General features: G+C 68.6%; 1 pseudogene. It reads left to right on the top strand.

Features of this window, described 5'->3' with window-relative positions:
- Window positions 1-23: 23 nt before the first annotated feature.
- Window positions 24-589, top strand: a pseudogene (locus MKK88_RS18165) (hypothetical protein); the annotation flags it as partial.

The following is a 589-nucleotide window of genomic DNA, read 5'->3' as shown; positions in this document are numbered from 1 at the left end:
AAGCGCGCAGGGCTTACGAGCCATTGATCTCCTCGAACGAGGAGCGCGACATCTATGACACCTTCGCTTCTGTCTGGAAGCGCTTCGAGCATCACGATGCCGAGATGCGTCGCTTGATGGAGGCAGGGCAACAGTCGGCTGCTCTCAAGCTGCTGACCGCACACGAGACCGCGACTCTCTACGACGATGCCCGCGCCGATCTCTCGCGTGATGTCGCCCTGCACGAGCAAGGCGCTCGTCGGTGTGCCGAGGACTCGAGATCCGTCAGCACCGACCACACCATCCCGGCCCGGGCGGGGATCGCGATGCGCGCGCTCGTGACCCTGCCGACCGTCTCCTTGGCGGCGGCCGACGCGCCGGCGGGCCCCTTGCGGGCTGGCGTGTTGTCGACCTTCCCCTTGCCGCCCGTCATGCGTCCCTCCCGCGCCTGCCGTGAAGAACCCCCGAGGACCGAGAACGGTGCGGTGCAGTTCGGACCCTCGGCCGCGACCAGCGTCCGCAGGACCGCGAACCCGATCCGCTCGGCTTCGGCCTCCGCGTCCCCGGTGGACAGCAGCAGCGCCACCGTCTCGACCTCCTCGTCGTCCTC

Source organism: Methylobacterium sp. E-005 (assembly GCF_022829725.1).
Lineage (GTDB): Bacteria > Pseudomonadota > Alphaproteobacteria > Rhizobiales > Beijerinckiaceae > Methylobacterium.
The sequence above is the reverse complement of the archived record's forward strand: the minus strand, read 5'-3'. Positions and strand labels throughout refer to the sequence as shown.